Genomic DNA, 17,475 nt, shown 5'->3' with positions numbered 1-17,475 from the left:
CTTAATCGGACTCTATGTTCCCGGGCCCCTGATTGTCTGAAGGGTGGAACACCTTCACCGGCCGTACCGATCGCATGCTCTCGTCGACCACGAACAGTCCGAGAAACGCGCCATCGGAACGATACAGCTTCCAAAGTCCTTCTCGATCCGGCGGCGGTTGCAGCCGTCCGGCTTCGATCGTTTTCCCTTGCAGCACGTATGTCGATTCCGGCTCCGATACGGTCGTTCTCGGCATATCGACCAAAGCGTCCGCGGCAAGAAGCTTCTCGCGTAGGCGACCTTGCTCTTTTAGCTCCGCAAGCTGCTCGAGCGTGACGCAATGCGAACGGTTTAAGCCGGCGCTCTCCGTACGAATGAGCTCAGCCATAACGGCCGGTACTCCGAGCTTGCGGCCGATATCGACGCAAAGCGTCCGGATGTACGTCCCTTTCGAGCATGTCACGGAGAACGTAACAGTCGGATTAGGCGCTTCCGTTGATACGCGTAGAACGTCAAGCTCGTAAATATGAACGCGCCTCGAAGGACGTTCGACAACGATGCCTTCGCGCGCGAGCTCGTAAAGTCGCTTGCCGTTCATCTTGACCGCGGATACCATCGGAGGAATCTGATCGATTTCTCCGATGAACGATCGGGCGGCCGACATAATCGCTTCTTCCGTAAGGAAAGAAGCGTCCATCTCCTCCGTAACGTTGCCGCTTAAATCTTCGGTGTCGGTCGCCATGCCGAAACGCAAAGTCGCCTCGTACGTCTTAGGCAGCTCCTGCAAATATTCGACGAACCGCGTTGCTTTCCCAATACATAACGGAAGCACGCCCGTAACGGCGGGATCGAGCGTCCCGGTATGTCCGATCCGCCGCTCTCGCAAAATACCGCGGGCTTTCGCAACCACATCGTGCGAGGTGAACCCGGTAGGCTTCCATATCGCAAGTACGCCATCGATCGATGGCTTCGTCCCGTTACTCATGCTCGTCCAACGCTTTCCGCACGACCGAAACGACCTGCGAGATGACTTCGTCTAACGGCTCCGTTAGCCGGCATCCGGCCGCGCGAACGTGACCGCCGCCGCCGAAATGCTGCGCCACGGCTGCTACGTTCACTTTGCCGGCCGATCGCAAACTTACTTTCACGGACGTTTCCCCGTTCACCTTGAATAGCAGGCCGACTTCCACGCCTTCGATGTTGCGCGGGTAGTTGACGAGTCCCTCCAAGTCTTCGTTCGTGGCGCCCGTCTCGGCCAAATCTTCCGAGGTTACCCATATCCATCCGATCTTCTGGTCGGGGGTAAAGGCTAGACGCGATAGTCCGCGCTGAATCATTTGCATTTGACCGATCGACATGCGCTCTAGGAGCAACTCCGCAAGCTCCGGGCCGTTAACGCCAGCCGTAAGCAGACGCGAGGCGATCGCCATCACTTCGGGACTCGTGCTCGAGTATCTAAACCCGCCGGTATCCGTCAATAACCCCGTATAAATCGCGGTCGCAACGTCTTTGTCCAACGGGAACGACATCGCGTCGATCAATTCGATGATGATTTCCGCCGTAGCGGCCGCATGGAACTTCAGAACGTTAACGAGACCATAACCGTCATTGGTCGGATGATGGTCGATGTTAAGGATTTCGGCGCCTTCGGCGACCCATGCCTTCCCTCGACCGATGCGAGCGTAGTCAGCGCAATCGACGCAAATAACTAGTCGATATTGCCGCTTCGGCTCCTCATCGTTCCGGATGGTGACGATGTCTTCGCTACGCCATAAGTATTGAAGCCTCGAAGGCACAGGGCCTTCGTTAAGCATCGTAAACGTCTTGCCCAGCTTCGCAAGCAACCATCCGATAGCAACCGTCGAACTGATTGCGTCCCCGTCGGGCTGCACATGAGACACGACCAGGAAATCGTCCCTTTCGCGAATAAAAGCGGCGGCTTCCTGTAAAGTGTTAGCCCACATGCCTTTTCCCCCTTAACCTACGACTGCAGTGATTCTTGGTTTATCTTCTGTAGCAACGCTTCGATTCGGCTGCCATAAGCGATGGAGCTGTCGAACTTGAACTCCATGACCGGCGTATGGCGAAGCTTCACGCGCCGACCGAGCTCCGAACGGAGAAATCCGTTCGCCCGGCCGATCGCTTTAAGCGTCTCTTCTTTTTGTTCATCGCTGCCCAGAATGCTTATATACACTCTGGCCAGGGACAAGTCGTTCGTAATGTCGACACCGGTAACGGTAATGAAACCGATGCGAGGATCTTTCAGCTCCGTCTGGATGATGGAGCTGATCTCCTTCTTAATCTGTTCGCCGACCCGTCCTACGCGGAATTTGGGCATACATGCTCACCTCGTTAATGCGTTCGTGCGGATATTAGCGCTCGACGGACTCCATGATGTACGCTTCGATGACGTCTAGTTCCTTCAGGTCGCTGAACTTCTCGAGCGTTATGCCGCACTCGTATCCTTCGGATACTTCCTTGGCATCGTCCTTGAAGCGTTTGAGGGAATCGAGTTTGCCCTCGAACACGACTTTGCCTTCGCGCAGCAAACGTACCTGAACGTTGCGCTGCATTTTGCCGTCCGTGACCATACAGCCGGCGATCGTACCTTTGTTGATTTTGAAAATGTTGCGTACTTCCGCATGGCCGATGATTTTTTCTTTGAACACCGGATCCAGCATGCCTTTCATCGCTTGCTCGATCTCTTCGATCACTTTGTAGATGATCGAGTGCAGACGAACGTCCACTTTCTCTTGCTCGGCCGTCGTCGCCGCGCCGGAATCCGGGGATACGTTAAAGCCGATGACAATTGCAGACGATGCGGATGCCAAAATAACATCGGATTCCGTAATCGCGCCTACGCCGCTGTGGATCGTTCTGACGCGTACGCCCTCGATCTCTATTTTCTCCAAGGAGCCTTTAAGCGCTTCGAGCGAGCCTTGAACGTCCGCTTTGAGGATAACGTTTAGCTCTTTGATGTCGCCTTCTTTGATTTTGCTGAACAGATCTTCGAGCGTAACGGTTTGGTTCGCTTTAATGTTCGCTTGACGCGTCTTGATCGAACGCTTGTCAGCGATTTCGCGAGCTTTGCGTTCGTCTTCGAACACCATGAACGGATCGCCGGCTTGCGGCACTTCCGTCAAACCGGTAATCTCGACCGGCGTGGAAGGTCCCGCTTCTTTAATGCGACGGCCGCGATCGTTCGTCATTGCGCGAATGCGTCCGAAGCAGTCTCCGGCAACGAATGCGTCGCCGACTTTGAGCGTGCCGTTCTGTACGAGCACGCGAGCTACAGGACCTTTGCCCTTGTCGAGCTCGGCTTCCATGACGGTACCGCGCGCGCGTTTGTCAGGGTTTGCCTTGTAGTCGTTCATTTCAGCTACGAGCAGGATCATCTCGAGCAGGCCGTCCAAGTTAATGCGTTGCTTAGCGGATACTTCGACGAAGATCGTATCGCCACCCCACGCCTCTTGAACGAGACCGTATTCGGTCAGTTCTTGTTTTACTTTATCCGGATTGGCGTCCGGCTTGTCGATTTTGTTCACGGCAACGATAATCGGAACGTTCGCCGCTTTCGCATGGGCGATCGCCTCGACCGTTTGCGGCATGACGCCGTCATCCGCAGCGACTACGAGAATCGTAATGTCCGTGACTTGCGCGCCGCGGGCACGCATCGTCGTGAACGCTTCGTGACCAGGCGTATCGAGGAACGAGATCTTCTTGCCGTTGATCTCGACTTGATAAGCGCCGATGTGCTGCGTAATGCCGCCCGCTTCGCCGCTTGCGACTTTCGTCTCGCGGATCGCGTCGAGCAACGTCGTCTTACCATGGTCAACGTGACCCATGATCGTAACGACCGGAGGACGGGATACGAGCGTTCCTTCTTCGTCGTTCTCTTCGATCGTCTCGAACTGCATATCCTCGACGACGATTTTCACTTCCGTCTCGACGCCGTACTCGCCGGCTACAAGCAGAACCGTATCTAGATCAAGCTCTTGGTTGATGGTCGCCATAACGCCCATCATGAGCAATTTTTTGATAACTTCGGAAGCATCCTTATGAAGCAGCTTCGCCACTTCGCCGACCGTCATGCTACCGCGAACGATAACTTTCTTAGGCGTGTTGTCGATTTTCTCGCGCGGAGGCATAGAGCCTTTGCGTCCGTTTTTGCCGCCTTTGCCTCTCGGACTGCGGAAATTCGTTCTTCCGTCGTCGAACCGGCTGTTCTGGTCTTTGCGTTTGCCGGCCGCGTTCGGATTGTTGCGATTGAAATCGCTGTCCGTACGCTTAGCGTCGCCGCGTCCTGCCGGACGACTGTCCGTACGTCCGCCGGTACCGCGTTGGCCCGCAGATGCGACCGGAGCTCCGCCGCGCGCGCCGAATGCCGTGCTAGTGCTTGGCGCGCTGCTTGGGCCGCGATTGCCGCCGCCGCTAAATCCGCCACCGCCGCCTTGACCCGGAGGACGACTGCCGTAGCCGCCTTGACCTTGTGGACGGTTGCCGTAGCTACCGCCGCCTTGACCGCCGCCACCGCCTTGACCCGGAGGACGACTGCCGTAGCCGCCTTGACCTTGTGGACGGTTGCCGTAGCTACCGCCGCCTTGACCGCCTTGACCTTGCGGACGGCTGTAACCGCCTTGACCGCCTTGACCACCTTGACCTGCAGGACGTTGGCTATATCCGCCTTGACCGCCTTGGCCTTGCGGACGGCTGCCATAGCTACTGCCGCCTTGACCGCCTTGACCTTGCGGACGTTGGCTGTAGCCGCCTTGACCACCTTGACCGCCTTGACCAGCAGGACGTTGGCTATATCCGCCTTGACCGCCGCCTTGACCTTGCGGACGATTGCCGTCGCGGTTGTAGCTGCCTTGACCTTGCGGACGATTGCCGCCTTGACCTTGCGGGCGATTGCCGTCGCGGTTGTAGCTGCCTTGACCTTGCGGACGATTGCCGTCGCGGTTGTAGCCGCCTTCGCGAGGAGCTTGTTGGCCTTGCGATGGCGCAGCAGAACCAGCGGAAGCAGTTGGAGCAGCAGGTTGTGCAGGTGCGGACGGTTGCGTCGGAGCAGGAGCTGGAGCAGGTGCCGCTTGTTGCGGAGCTGCAGGTGCCGCCGGCGTGGAAGCAACCGAGCTAGTAGCCGCAGGTGCCGCTGGACGACGATTGTCTCCGCTGCTTTGACCTTGAGCTGGCTTCGCCGAAGATTGCGACGCCATTTTTGCTGCCGCATTCGCTTTAACGTCGCGGAAGAACTTCTCGACCGCACCGGTCATGCCGTCTTCCATAACGCTCATATGGTTGTTGACTGGCATGTTCTGTCTTTTGAGAATCGTAATGATTTCTTTACTGCTCATATTGAGCTGCTTGGCGTATTCATACACCCTCAGCTTATCTTTGTTATCGTCTTGTTTACTCAATATTCTCCACCTCCGAATGATGAACCCAACCGACCTTAAGCATGTCGGCAAAACCACGATCCGTAACCGCGAAAATAACGCGTTCCGGCTTTCCTACGGCAGCTCCCAATTCAAATCGCGTATAACCCACGAGCAACGGCACGCCGTAGCTCTTGCATTTGTCCGCGAATTTCTTGCTTGTATTATCGGAAGCGTCTTGCGCAAGCAGTACCAGCTTCGCTTCGCCCGAGCGAATCGCCTTCAAGACGATTTCCTCGCCGCTCGCGAGCTTGCCTGCCCTCATGGCAAGTCCCAGACGGGACAAAACTTTATTCGATGCCGTCATCGGCGTCTTCGAGCTCCTTCGCTGCCTGGAACTCATCCTCCACGCGAATGAACTCTGCTTCCAGACGGTCGTATATTTCCGCTTCCACCGGCGTTGCAAGCGCACGCTCGAACGCTTTGGACTTCTTGGCTAGCTTAAAGCATGATACTTTGCCGCACAGATATGCGCCTCGACCTGGTTTTTTGCCGGTCAAGTCGATTGCGATTTCCCCAGCGGGAGAACGCACGATCCGGATTAATTCCTTCTTCGCCATCATCTGTTGGCAGGCGACGCATTTGCGTTGCGGTATTTTCCTCGGTCTCAAGGCGATTCCTCCCAGCGTTTCGCGAGAAACGCACCTCGTCTAACGTTAGATCAATCGATCGATACGCTATCCTGATGCATCGTCGCGCCGGTCGATTTCGGACGTCCGTATTCCTGCTCGGCTTGCGTCTCGCTCTTGATATCGATTTTCCATCCGGTCAGCTTCGCCGCAAGACGCGCGTTCTGCCCTTTGATGCCGATCGCGAGCGACAACTGATAGTCCGGCACGATGACGCGCGCCATCTTCTCGGCTTCGAACACAATCACTTCGAGCACCTTGGACGGGCTAAGCGCGTTGGCAACGTACTCGTCGACGGACTCGGACCATCTCACGATATCGATCTTCTCGCCTTTGAGCTCGGTTACGATCGATTGCACGCGAATGCCTTTTTGGCCGACGCAAGAACCTACCGGATCGACTTCGTCGTTACGGGAATGAACGGCGATCTTGGAGCGGAAACCCGCTTCGCGCGCGACCGAACGAATCTCGACCGTGCCGTCGAAAATTTCCGGCACTTCCAGCTCGAACAGTCGCTTGAGCAACCCCGGATGCGTACGGGAGAGAATGATTTGGGGGCCCTTGCTCGTGTTCTCCACTTTCGTGATATAAGACTTGACGCGGTCGCCTTGCTTGAACTTATCGGTAGGCATCAGTTCGGTAAGCGGGAGCGCCGCTTCGACTTTGCCGAGATCGACGTACAAGTTGCGAAGATCCATTCGCTGAATGATACCCGTAACGATATCTTGCTCTTTATCGACGAAAGCATGATAGATCAGACCGCGTTCCGCTTCGCGGATACGCTGCGTCACGACTTGCTTGGCAGTTTGAGCCGCGATACGGCCGAAATCGCGCGGCGTAACCTCGATCTCCGCGATGTCCTCGAGTTGGTAATGCGGGTTGATCGATCTGGAAGCTTCGACCGAAATTTCCAAACGCGGGTCGAGCACTTCTTCAGTTACCGTTTTGCGAGCGTATACTTTAATTTGCCCAGTTGTCCGGTTGATGTCCACGCGAACGTTTTGAGCCGTATTAAAGTTACGTTTGTAGCTGGAGATCAGTGCCGCTTCGATAGCCTCGATCAGGACATCTTTGCTTATGCCCTTATCTCGCTCGATTTCGGTCAGCGCCTCAATAAACTCCATGCTCATGTCAAGATCATTCCTCCTCATAATACGGCTATATCCGTAACGTTGGTTACGGCTGCCGTGGTCGTCATTAATTAGAAAGTCGGTTAGAACGCGATGGCGAGTCTTGCCGTGGCCACCTTGCTATATGGAATCGCATGCTTGCGCTTTCCGATGATGATCGTCAGCGTAGTGCCGTCGAAGCCGTCTAGCTTGCCTTCGAATTCCTTGGCACCGTCGATCTGCTCGTACGTCGTAACGAACACATGCTTACCTACCGCGCCGGCTACGTCTTCCGCTTTTTTCAGCGGTCTTTCCGCGCCTGGCGAGCTAACCTCGAGGAAATACGCTTCGGAGATCGGATCGAGCTCATCCAGCTTCGCGCTTACGAACTCGGAAACGCGACCGCAATCGTCGATGTCGATGCCGCCGTCCTTGTCCACATAAATTCGCAGGAACCAGTTGCTGCCTTCCTTCACATATTCCACGTCCACCAGCTGGAAGCCGTTCTCCGTCAAGTACGAAGTCGCGAACTCTTCCACGATGGATTTGATTTTCGATGCGCTCAAATGGGTATACCTCCCGATGCTTCAAATGGATATCTGCAGGGGTCACAACCTTAAAAAGCCGTTGACAAAACTTAAAGAGTGGGTTTCCCCACTCTTCTGCAGACAGTGATATCCACATGATTACCAAAATTAATATACCATAATCCGTAAGGGAGTGGCAACAGAAAGATCAATGGCCCGCGCACCCGCAAGGTTAACGCAATAGGCTTCGGAGCCACGCACCGCTTTGCGGGGGTTGGATAATCCGGGGTCCCCGCAAAGTAATATATAAACTTTCATCGCAGCAACTCGAAGATGTGCGACCGCGTTTAGCGGAAGGTTTAGATGCGTACCGAGCCTTTGCTCGGTTCGGACGGAATATTGTTCAGAGCGAAGCTTCACTTTGTGGGGCTTTTAAAACAGCATGAGCTGGTTCGATTCCGGTAATCCGCGGAACACGCCCATGCTGCTAAGCACCTCGACGATCGTCTTACTCGCCTTGGAACGTTGTTGGAAATCTTCCACGGACAGGAAATCTCCATCCTCTCGGGAAGCCGCGATGTTACGCGCCGCATTCTCTCCGACGCCGGCGATCGCGCCGAACGGCGGAATGAGACTGTCTCCGTCCACGATAAACCGCGTCGCATCCGAACGGTACAAATCGATCGGCTTGAACTTCAGCCCTCTGGCCGTCATTTCGAGCCCCATCTCGAGAATGGAGATCATGTTCTTCTCCTTCGTCGTAGCTTGGAAGCCTTTCGCTTCGATCTCGACGAGCATTTTCAAGATGGCGTCGTAGCCTTGACAGAACAACTCCACGTCGAAGTCCGCCGCGCGAACCGAATAATACGTAGCGTAATACTCTATCGGATAGTAGAGCTTGAAGTACGCCGTGCGAACCGCGGATATTACGTATGCCGAGGCATGCGCTTTAGGGAACATGTACTCGATGCGCAGGCACGAATCGATGTACCATTGCGGCACTTTGCACCGTTTCATTTCGTCGATCCACTCCGGCGTTAGGCCTTTGCCTTTACGTACGCTCTCCGTGATCTTGAACGCGAGAGAGGCATCCATCCCTGCTTTATAAATGAGGAATAACATGATATCGTCGCGGCAACCGATTACCGTCTTGATCGTACACGTGCCATTCTTGATCAGCTCTTGCGCGTTGCCAAGCCATACGCCCGTTCCGTGAGACAAACCCGAAATTTGCAGCAAGTCGGCGAACGAAGACGGCTTCGTCTCCTCTAGCATCTGGCGAACGAACCGCGTACCCATCTCCGGAACGCCGAACGTCGCGACCGGCGAACGGATTTGCTGCGGCGATACGCCGAGCGCGTCCACGGAGTTGAACAGGCTCATGACCTTCGGATCGTTCATCGGAATCGTCGTCGGGTCGACGCCGGTCAAATCCTGAAGCATCCGCATCATCGTCGGATCGTCGTGACCGAGAATATCGAGCTTAAGCAAGTTTTCGTCGAACGCGTGATAATCGAAGTGGGTCGTCTTCCACTCGGAGTTTTTGTCGTCCGCGGGAAATTGAACCGGCGTAATGTCTTCCACTTCGATATAGTCCGGAACGACGACGATGCCGCCCGGATGCTGTCCGGTGCTGCGCTTGACGCCCGTACAGCCTGCCGCTAGCCGGTTAAGCTCGGCGCCCCGCCAGCTTTTCCCGTGATCTTCTTCGTATTTTTTCGCGAAACCGTATGCCGTCTTCTCCGCGACCGTACCTATGGTACCTGCCCGGAAAACGCTTTTCTCGCCGAACAACACCTTCGTGTAGTTATGGGCGTGCGGTTGATATTCGCCGGAGAAGTTGAGGTCGATATCGGGAACTTTATCGCCTTTGAATCCGAGGAACGTCTCGAACGGAATGTCCTGGCCGTCGCCTTTCATGATCGTACCGCAATCCGGGCAAGCCTTGTCCGGCAAGTCGAATCCGCTCGGTATGCTGCCATCGAGTATCCACTCGCTATGTTTGCATTCCGAGTTTTTGCACAAGTAATGCGCGGGTAGCGGATTAACCTCGGATATACCAAGGAACATCGCGACGACGGATGAACCTACCGATCCCCGCGAACCGACCAAATAACCGTCGGCGTTCGATTTCTTAACTAGCTTCTCGGAGATTAAATAGTTCGCCGAGAAACCGTATTTAATGATCGGTACGAGTTCTTTCTCCAGACGCGCCACTACGACTTCGGGAAGCTGTTCGCCGTACATGGACTTAGCCGTCGCGTAGCACGTGTCGCGAATTTCTTCGTCCGCGCCTTCGAAGATCGGCGAGAACAAGCCGTTGTCGGTAGGTCCGCCCTTCTTAGGGAACATCTCGTACGTCTCGAACCGGTCGGCTAATTCGTTCGTGTTACGCACGACGACTTCGAACGCTTTGTCTTTGCCGAGAAACTCGAACGCCTCGAGCATCTCCCCCGTCGTACGGAAATGCGCGTCCGGCTTCCGCTGGTCCTTAAGCGGGCTGAAGCCGGTAATGCCATGGATCGTAATGTCGCGGAACAGCTTCTCTCTCGGCGTTAAGTAATGAACGTTCCCTGTAGCAATTACAGGTTTGCCGAGCTTGTCGCCGATGCGAACGATTCGGCGGAGCGCCTCTTCCAGATCGGCGCGACTGCCGACCAGTCCCTTGTCGAGCAAATGCATGTAGAAGTCGAGCGGCTGGACTTCGAGCACGTCGTAGAAAGCCGCTACTTCTTCCGCTTCTTCCTGCGACTTATTGAGCACCGTCTCGAACAGTTCGCCTTTCTCGCAACCCGAAATGACGAGCAACCCTTCGCGCAGCTCCACGAGCTTGCTTTTCGGCATGCAGGCGACGCGGTTTATATAATCGGTATGGGACATCGAAATCAATTTGAATAAGTTCTTTTTGCCGACTGCGTTAAGCGCATAAACGCCGCAATGGAACGGGCGCGTCGTCTTCCAGCTATTCTCGTTCACTTCATTGAGTGTGTGCAGCGCGGTTACGCCGCGAGTGGCCGCATCTTTGAGCAAGCCGTTCAATACGCCGGCGAGCGCGAGCGTATCGTCGATAGCGCGGTGATGGCTCTCTAGCGACACTTTGTAAAGGTCCGAGAGCGTATTGAGCCGATGGTTTTTCATGTTCGGATGGAGGAACCGCGCAAGCTCGAGCGTATCGAGCGCGGGATTCGCGATCGGCGGCAAACCGTGCTTCTTGCACGCTTCCTGCATGAAGCCGACGTCGAACCGCGCGTTATGCGCGACCAGCACCGCGTCTTCGATAAACGCGATAAATTCGCGAAGCTTCGGTTCGAGCTCCGGCGCGTCCTTGACCATGTCGTCCGTAATGTTCGTCAGCTGCTGTATGTTATAAGGAATCGGCTCGTGCGGATTAATGAACGTCGCGAACCGGTCGATCTCTTGTCCTTTGTGCATCTTGACGCCCGCAAGCTCGATAATCTTGTTGTTCGTTACCGACAAGCCCGTCGTCTCGATATCGAACACGACGTACACGGCGTCTTCCAAGCTCTGCTCGCGCGGGTTAAGTACCATTGGCACCGCATCGTTGACGACGTTGGCTTCGACGCCGAACATGACCTTGATGCCGTGCTTCTTGCCCGCCTTCGCCGCATCGGGGAAACATTGCACGTTGGCGTGGTCCGAAATGGCGATCGCTTGATGTCCCCATTTCGCCGCGGTTTTGATGTACGCATCGACCGGCGTAATCCCATCCATCGTACTCATCGTCGTATGAACGTGGAATTCTACGCGCTTGTGCTCGGCGTCGTCTTTGCGTTCCGGCGGGGCTACGACTTCGCGAATATCGTTCGGGAAAATAACGAGCTCCGGCGGGTTCATGAACCGGTCGTATTCGACTTTACCGCGCAGCTTCACCCATTTGCCGTTGGCGAGCAGGCTGAGCATCTTCGCGTCTTCTTTGTTTTTGGCGAACATCTTCACGTTAAGCGAGTCGGAAAAATCGGTCACGTTAAACGTGAACAGGGTACTGCCGGTACGCAGTTCTTTCACTTCGAGCCCGAAGATCGCGCCTTGCAGCGTAACCCGCTTCTCTTCCTCTTGCACTTGCGAGATCGGCACCGGCTCGTCCTTGATCTCGTACCCGTGTTGCAGCACTTGCGGCGGTTCGCCTTCGGCGGCTGCCGCCGCTTCCTTGGAATCGGCCATCAGTTGATCGATCGCGTCGCGATTTTCCTGCTGGATCTTCTGCGTGAATTCCGTGTACATCTCCGGTCTCGACTCGCCGACCGTCAGCTTGATTCGGCAAGTGCGCTGGAAACGCTCTTCGAAATACCGAACCGCGTTTACGTCGATTTCCTTCTTCTTGGCTAGCTCCAAATTCGTCTCATTCAACAGCGATACGGTTACGACGTCATTGTCGAAGTCCACGGCGGCTTTGGCTAACCAGCCGTGAACCGATACGGCCGATTGCTGCATCCATTCCACGAACATGCCCCAGTAGGCTTGTACGATTTGACCGGTCGGCACGCTCGGCGCATACAGCAGTACGCTGCGGATGTCGGCATGGTGGCCGAGCTTGGCTCGCATCCGTTCCGCCATCTCGACGTACACGACGGCGGGCAACAATTGATCCAATCCAATATAGAACGTCCATTCCTTGCGGGATGGACTGATTTCCAAACGATCTAGATAGCCGTTAGAATAATATTCCCGTTTCCATTCGACAGGAAGCGCCGCTTGCTGCAAAAGCACTTCGAATCCGTGTCGTTGTTTATCCGTCGGCTGCATCTTCACTTTCCTCTCCCACTTACTCTCTGCTTATTCTACCTGAACCGGTTGCCCCCATCAATAGAATGGAAGCAGATTCCGACGCCCGCTCGCGAACGGTTTGGCAATAAAAAAAGGGTTGATCCTCGCTGGTCGAAGCCGAGAAATCAACCCGTTTGGTACTAATTAGTAAGCTCTTGCGAATACGACCGTATGCTTGGCGGCGTCTCCGCAAACGAGACACGTCGACTTGCGCTCCGCAGGCTCGAACGGAATGTTCCGGCTCGTCGCGCCGGTCTCTTCCTTAACTTGCTTCTCGCAAGCGTCCGATCCGCACCAACCGGCAAGACCGAATCCGCGGCTCTCTTCCATCGCCGACTTGAATTCGTCCAGCGTATCCACGGAGAACGAATGCTCCTCGCGGAACGATTGAGCTTTCGCGAACATAGCGACGTGAATTTGTCCGAGCAGCGCCTCGACTTCCGCGACGAGGTTGTCCAAAGCGACCGACTTCTTCTCTCCGGAAACCCGGGAGACGAGCACGCATTGGCCGTTTTCCAGATCGCGCGGTCCGAGCTCCAGACGAATCGGAATGCCGCGCATTTCGTATTCGTTGAACTTCCAGCCCGGCGATACGTCCGCGCGATCGTCCACGCGTACGCGGATTCCGGCGGCTTTCAATTGCGCGTATAGCTCGTCCGTCTTGCCGAGTACGACTTCGCGCGTCTTCGGCGGGCCGATCGGAATCATGACGACTTGCGTTGGCGCGACTTTCGGCGGCATTACGAGACCGCGGTCGTCTCCGTGCACCATAATAAGAGCGCCGATGAGACGGGTGCTGACGCCCCAAGAAGTCGTATGGCAAAATTGTTGCGTGTTCTCGCGATCGAGATACTTAATATCGAACGCGACGGCGAACTTCGTGCCGAGATAATGGGACGTACCGGCTTGCACCGCGCGTCCGTCCTTCATCATCGCTTCGATCGAATACGTATCGACCGCGCCCGCGAACCGTTCGGAAGGCGTCTTCTCGCCTTTGATGACCGGAATCGCCAAGACGTTTTCCACGAAGTCCGTATAGACGTCGAGCATCGTCATCGTTTCTTTGCGCGCGTCCGCTTCGTCCTCGTGAGCCGTATGGCCTTCCTGCCACAGGAATTCGCTCGTGCGCAGGAACGGCATCGTCCGCTTCTCCCAACGGACGACGTTCGCCCATTGGTTGATGAGCAAAGGCAGATCGCGGTACGAGTTGATCCACTTGCTGTACATGTGGCCGAACATCGTCTCCGACGTCGGACGGATCGCGAGCCGCTCTTCCAGCTTCTCGCCTGCCGCTTCGGTCACCCACGGCAGCTCCGGATTAAACCCTTCGACGTGTTCCTTTTCCTTCTGGAAGAAGCTCTCCGGAATGAACAACGGGAAGTAAGCGTTGCGGTGGCCCGTCGCCTTGAAGCGCTGATCGAGCTCCTTCTGTATGTTCTCCCAAATTTCATACCCTTCCGGACGGAACACGATGCATCCGCGAACCGGCGAGTAATCCATCAATTCAGCTTTCTTAATGACGTCCAAATACCAACGCGAGAAATCTTCGCCCTGAGGCGTAATTTCCGTTACGAAACCTTGTGCCTTCGAATCCTTCGACATGACGCTCCCCCAGCTCCACGATAAATGCTTACGAAATGCGTTTCCTGCGAAACGCCATTGATGTTTAACGTCTCACTAGCCCTACGATATCGTTATAAGTTACGACGACCATTAGAAGCATTAACATCGCGAATCCGATGAAATGCACCATGCTCTCCCTGTTCGGATCGATCGGCTTGCCGCGGATCGCTTCGATGCCGAGGAACAGCAGTCGGCTTCCGTCGAGCGCCGGTATCGGCAGCAAGTTGAAAATGCCTAAGTACAGGCTCAATATGCCTGCCCACATCGTCAGCTGCGCAATGCCTTGCTTGGCGATCTCCACCGTCATCTGAGTCGTCTTGACCGGACCGCCGAGATCGTCCAACTTGAATTCTCCGAATATTAGCTTGCGGAACCCTTCGAATATGCGCTGCGTCATATCGACCATCGTCGTTCCGGCGTACTTGATCGTCTCCCCGGCTCCCGGCTTCTTGAAGTCGCCTTGGGCGGGATAGATGCCTACTTTGCCCGTCTCCGGATTCGGCGTCACGGTAATGTCGACGTCTTTGCCGTCGCGGTCGACGACCCATTTCATCGGAACGCCGGCGGAACCGCTAATTTGATCGATGAACAATTGTACGTCGCCGTTAACGGTATATCCGTTGATCGATTTCACGTGATCGCCAGCGGACAATCCGGCGGCGGCTGCCGGGGAACCTTGCTCCACTTCGTTGATGAACACTTTTTGCGGCGTGCCTTGGAGCACCAAGTACAAGCCGAACAAAACGAACGCGAGCAGGAAATTCATGACCGGACCCGCGAAAATCGCCAGCGCCCGCTTGCGCACCGGCTTCTGGCCGAATTGGCGATCGAGCGGAGCGATCTGCGTCTCTTGCCCTCTTGCGATAATAAGCGCCGCCGGATGTACGTCGAAGCGTTCGACGTCGCCGTCGACGTCAAGCGTTACGTACAAGTGCTTCTCCAGATCAACGGCTTTAATCTCGCCGCGAAGCACGTCCGAACGTTCGTCCAATCTGTCGAGGTACAGACGCGTTACGCGATTATCCTTCAAGCGGACGGCGATCGTCTGCCCCGCCTGAACGTCCACGACTTCCGGATCTTCTCCGGCCATGCGGACGAAACCGCCGATCGGCAGCAATCTAAGCGTGTAGCGCGTCTCGCCGCGTTTGATCGAGAACAGCTTCGGTCCGAAGCCGATCGCGAATTCGCGAACCAATATGCCAGCCCTGCGGGCAAAATAGAAATGGCCCCATTCATGCAGCGATACGAGTAAAAAGAACATTAATACGGTCAATAAAGCGACCTGGAAATTCCCCATCTATTCAGCTCCTTACCGATGCCCGAACGGCTGTCCTTAGATTAACATTATTCTCCCAAGCGATACAAGAGAATACCGACGGCGCGATATTTATCGCGAAAACGCTTCGAGACGAGCCCATCTGTCCGCTTCGAGAATCGTCTCTAGGTCAGGAGTCGCGATCGCATCGTGGCGCGACAGCACTTCGGAGATGATGTCTTCTATCGCGAGGAATGCGATCTCGCCCTTCAGGAACCGAGCTACGGCGATCTCGTTGGCGGCATTGAATACGGTCGTCGCCGTACCGCCCGCGCGTCCCGCCTCGTACGCCATTCTCAAGCACGGGAACCGCTCGAAGTCCATTGGACGGAAATTCAGCGAACCTGCCGCAAGGAGGTCAAGCGGCGTAGCCGGAGATGGTTTCCGCTCCGGATACGTAAGCGCGTATTGGATCGGAACGCGCATATCCGGATTGCCGAGCTGCGCCATTACGCTAGTATCGACGAACTCGACCATCGAGTGGATAATGCTTTCGGGATGCAAGACGACGTCGATCCGATCATAGGGTAGCCCGAACAACCAATGGGCTTCCATCACTTCGAGTCCCTTGTTGACCATAGTCGCGGAATCGATCGTGATCTTCGCGCCCATCCGCCAATTCGGGTGCTTGAGCGCATCCTCGACCGTAACGCCTCGAAGCTCCTCGCGCGTACGATTCCGGAAGCTTCCGCCCGATGCCGTAAGCACGAGACGCTTGATCGCTTTCGTATTTTCCCCGTTCAAACATTGGAATATCGCCGAATGCTCGCTATCGACAGGCAGAAGGGCTACGCCCATCTCCTTCGCCCGCTGCATGACGATATGGCCCGCCGTTACGAGCGTCTCCTTGTTGGCGAGGCCGATGTCTGCGCCGGCATCGATCGCCGCGAGGGTGGACCGAAGGCCGATGCTGCCGATGAGGGCGCACACGACGTACGTGGCGCCGGATCCCGCTGCGACTTCGATCAATCCTTCTTCTCCGTGAACGACTTTCACGCCGGATGGCACTTGAAGCTTTAATGCTTCCGCGGCTTCCTTAGTTCCGACGGAGACAAGCTTCGGGCGGAAAGCGCGAACTTGCTCCAGCAATAGATCCACGTTGTTGCCGGCCGCCAGTCCAACCACTTCATAGCTGTCCGGCTCCCGGGAGATTACGTCAAGCGTCTGCGTGCCGATAGAACCGGTGCTGCCGAGTACCGCTATTTTTTTCATCGCCTATCCTCCGCTTACCGACTTCTTATATGTAGTACGTGATTTACACGTTAGCCAAACCGTTCTCATTAGTGCGGCAACAAACCGAGCAGGTGAACGAGCGGGAACACGATGAGCCAGCTATCCGTACGGTCAAGCACGCCTCCGTGGCCCGGCAGCAAATTGCCCGAATCTTTGACGCCCCTGAAACGTTTGTATGCCGATTGCACAAGGTCGCCTAACTGACCTGCAACCGCGGCAGCCAGACCGATCAGAGCGGCTTGTCCGTAAGTCAGCAGCTCCGGACGGCAATAAGCGAATATGCCTGCCGTGATCATCGCGATGATCAGTCCGCCGATCGCGCCTTCGATCGTCTTGTTCGGACTGATCGCCGGCCATAGCTTCGTGCGTCCGATCGCCTTGCCGACGAAATACGCGCCCGCGTCCGAAGCCCAAATGCAGAAAAACGTCAGCACCGACCATAAAATGCCGTGCTCCATTTCTCGCGTGACCGCCATATAGTGAAACCCGATCCCGACGTATATAACGCCAAGGAACAATACGCTAACGTGCTCTAATTGAATACGGTTTTTGCTGAATACGGTTCCGGTCATTAATACGAACATGAGCAACCATGCCATTACTTTGAACGAAGGCATGTCCCAGTCAAAAGGAAATTCCGGTAACGCGAGTATGGCTACGGACGCAAATCCGATGAGCACGTCCGCACGCAGCCAAGACTGTCCGTTCAACTTTACGAATTCCCAGAAGCCGACGAGAGCGAGCGCCGCGAGAAACGCGGAGTAATACCATCCGCCTGCCCACAGCAAAAGGACGAATAATACCGCCGCGATAACCCCGCTGATGATCCTCTGTTTCATGATG

The 17,475-nt window shown here is 55.6% G+C and carries 13 protein-coding genes; all 13 read right to left on the bottom strand.

Features of this window, described 5'->3' with window-relative positions:
• Position 1: 1 nt before the first annotated feature.
• Positions 2-964: a tRNA pseudouridine(55) synthase TruB gene (gene truB, locus ACFPQ4_RS24050; protein ID WP_378114465.1), complete on the bottom strand. Its 963-nt coding sequence runs from the start codon at positions 962-964 to the stop codon at positions 2-4.
• Entirely contained in the window at positions 957-1,943 is a 987-nt protein-coding gene (locus ACFPQ4_RS24045; RefSeq protein ID WP_378114464.1) for a DHH family phosphoesterase, read from the bottom strand. The genes truB and ACFPQ4_RS24045 overlap by 8 nt, the downstream gene beginning before the upstream one ends.
• Before the next feature lie 17 nt (positions 1,944-1,960).
• Positions 1,961-2,317, bottom strand: coding sequence for a 30S ribosome-binding factor RbfA (rbfA, locus tag ACFPQ4_RS24040; RefSeq protein WP_378114463.1), 357 nt, complete (start codon positions 2,315-2,317; stop codon positions 1,961-1,963).
• Positions 2,318-2,351: 34 nt separating this feature from the next.
• Positions 2,352-5,393, bottom strand: coding sequence for a translation initiation factor IF-2 (gene infB / locus ACFPQ4_RS24035; RefSeq protein WP_378114462.1), 3,042 nt, complete (start codon positions 5,391-5,393; stop codon positions 2,352-2,354).
• Positions 5,386-5,718, bottom strand: a complete 333-nt coding sequence (locus ACFPQ4_RS24030; RefSeq protein ID WP_378114461.1) for a L7Ae/L30e/S12e/Gadd45 family ribosomal protein — start codon at positions 5,716-5,718, stop codon at positions 5,386-5,388. Before ACFPQ4_RS24030 ends, infB begins: the two co-directional genes overlap by 8 nt.
• Positions 5,702-6,022 carry an RNase P modulator RnpM gene (rnpM, locus tag ACFPQ4_RS24025; protein WP_378114460.1) on the bottom strand — a complete coding sequence of 107 codons (321 nt, stop codon included), beginning with the start codon at positions 6,020-6,022 and terminating at the stop codon, positions 5,702-5,704. The genes ACFPQ4_RS24030 and rnpM overlap by 17 nt, the downstream gene beginning before the upstream one ends.
• 50 nt (positions 6,023-6,072) lie before the next feature.
• Positions 6,073-7,170: a transcription termination factor NusA gene (nusA, locus tag ACFPQ4_RS24020; RefSeq protein WP_378114459.1), complete on the bottom strand. Its 1,098-nt coding sequence runs from the start codon at positions 7,168-7,170 to the stop codon at positions 6,073-6,075.
• Positions 7,171-7,253: 83 nt separating this feature from the next.
• Positions 7,254-7,715, bottom strand: a complete 462-nt coding sequence (rimP, locus tag ACFPQ4_RS24015; protein WP_378114458.1) for a ribosome maturation factor RimP — start codon at positions 7,713-7,715, stop codon at positions 7,254-7,256.
• A 393-nt stretch (positions 7,716-8,108) separates the two neighbouring features.
• The gene (locus ACFPQ4_RS24010) at positions 8,109-12,440 is read right to left on the bottom strand and encodes a PolC-type DNA polymerase III (protein WP_378114457.1); all 4,332 of its coding nucleotides are present in this window, start codon (positions 12,438-12,440) and stop codon (positions 8,109-8,111) included.
• Between the two features lie 165 nt (positions 12,441-12,605).
• Positions 12,606-14,063, bottom strand: coding sequence for a proline--tRNA ligase (gene proS / locus ACFPQ4_RS24005; protein ID WP_378114456.1), 1,458 nt, complete (start codon positions 14,061-14,063; stop codon positions 12,606-12,608).
• A 64-nt stretch (positions 14,064-14,127) separates the two neighbouring features.
• Positions 14,128-15,381 carry an RIP metalloprotease RseP gene (gene rseP / locus ACFPQ4_RS24000; protein ID WP_378114455.1) on the bottom strand — a complete coding sequence of 418 codons (1,254 nt, stop codon included), beginning with the start codon at positions 15,379-15,381 and terminating at the stop codon, positions 14,128-14,130.
• 90 nt (positions 15,382-15,471) lie between these two features.
• Positions 15,472-16,611: a 1-deoxy-D-xylulose-5-phosphate reductoisomerase gene (locus ACFPQ4_RS23995; RefSeq protein ID WP_378114454.1), complete on the bottom strand. Its 1,140-nt coding sequence runs from the start codon at positions 16,609-16,611 to the stop codon at positions 15,472-15,474.
• 68 nt (positions 16,612-16,679) lie between these two features.
• A complete protein-coding gene (locus ACFPQ4_RS23990) occupies positions 16,680-17,471 on the bottom strand; it encodes a phosphatidate cytidylyltransferase (protein ID WP_378114453.1) in 792 nt (263 codons plus the stop codon).
• Positions 17,472-17,475 lie beyond the last annotated feature (4 nt).

Origin of the sequence: Cohnella yongneupensis, assembly GCF_042655785.1 — a bacterium.
In the GTDB taxonomy this organism is placed as follows: domain Bacteria; phylum Bacillota; class Bacilli; order Paenibacillales; family Paenibacillaceae; genus Cohnella; species Cohnella yongneupensis.
This window is presented reverse-complemented; position numbering and strand designations above follow the sequence as displayed.